General features: G+C 55.5%; 2 protein-coding genes. One reads left to right on the forward strand and one right to left on the reverse strand.

What is annotated here, in order from left to right:
* The coding region (locus tag LB462_RS30860; protein WP_370637364.1) for a MipA/OmpV family protein at positions 1-773 on the forward strand (773 nt) is incomplete at its 5' end.
* Between the two features lie 7 nt (positions 774-780).
* Here LB462_RS30860 and LB462_RS30865 read toward each other — a convergent pair.
* A partial coding sequence (locus LB462_RS30865; protein ID WP_370637365.1) for a class I SAM-dependent methyltransferase occupies positions 781-1,329 on the reverse strand: 549 nt, incomplete at its 5' end.

A 1,329-nucleotide genomic window follows, 5' to 3' on the forward strand; every position in this document is an offset into this window, starting at 1 on the left:
TCTCGTCCGCTACCGCCTCCATCGCTGCGGATAAGCCGGAGGCCACAACGGTCGAAGAGACCCCGGGCTGGATTGTAACCTTGGGTGCCGGAACCGAATACGGTCCGACGTTTGAGGGGTCGGGCGACAATGACTTTACCTTTGTACCGAATTTCGATATCCGCCGCGCCAACGAACCTGCAGGTTTGAGCGCGCCCGACGACAGTATCGATTTTTCCTTGATAGAGCTTGGCGGGCTTGAGCTCGGACCTGCTGCCAGTATCAGAGGCAACCGTTCGAAGTCTGACGTACCTGGCGTGCACGAAATCGACTGGAGCGTCGATGTTGGTGCCTTTGGACAGTATTGGCTTATCGACAACCGGCTGCGCGTACGAGCCGAAGCCCGGCAGGGCGTTCAGAGCGATGACGGCTTTGTCGCGGATTTTGCGGTCGATTGGTTCCAGCCGGTTGGCGACAAGTTTCTGCTATCGGCAGGTCCCCGCGCCTCGTTCGCCGATGCGACGTACATGGAAAACAGTTTCGGCGTCAGTAGTGCCGAAGCGCTGGATAACGGTAGCCTGAGCGCATTCTCGCCGGACGCAGGGTTCAAATCCGTTGGCTTTGTTGTTGGTGCGACCTATCAGATCAATCCCAAAACGAGCGTACTGGTTTACGACAAATTCGACAGGCTGGTGGGTGATGCTGCCGACAGCCCGATTGTTACCGACATTGGATCGCCTAACCAGAATACGATCGGCATTGTTCTGAGCCGTTCCTTCCATATCGGATTTTGATTCCGTGTCACGGTGCCGGGAAAAGCGCTTGAAGATTCCTCGTTGCATTTAGCTCGTCGTCACGAATGTAGTTCCTCGTCATGGGAACAGCAGTATTGCGCTTGGCTATCTGAATCTGGAATACGACAAGATCCTCATATCGGAACGCTGCCTCGGCCGCAGCCAGATAAAACTCCCACATCCGGCAGAACCGTTCGTCATAAAGCGCTTTCGCCGCCTCGCGCTTTACCATGAAACGCTCGCGCCAGATTTTGAGCGTGGAGGCATAGTGGAGCCTCAGCACCTCCACATCGGTGACGATCAATCCGGCTTTTTCGATGTGCGGAACAATTTCGGAGAGCGAGGGAATATACCCGCCCGGGAAAATATACTTGTTCAGCCACGGTGTCGTGAAGCCTGGCGTGGAGGAACAGCCGATCGTGTGGAGAACCATGACGCCATGATCATCAAGCAGTCTTGCGCATGTTTTGAAGAATGTCGCGTATGACGCGGCGCCGACATGTTCGAACATGCCGACCGAAACAATTCTGTCGAACCGGCCTTTCAGGTGGCGATA

This window comes from Phyllobacterium chamaecytisi, assembly GCF_020164455.1.
Classification (GTDB): Bacteria; Pseudomonadota; Alphaproteobacteria; order Rhizobiales; family Rhizobiaceae; genus Phyllobacterium; species Phyllobacterium chamaecytisi.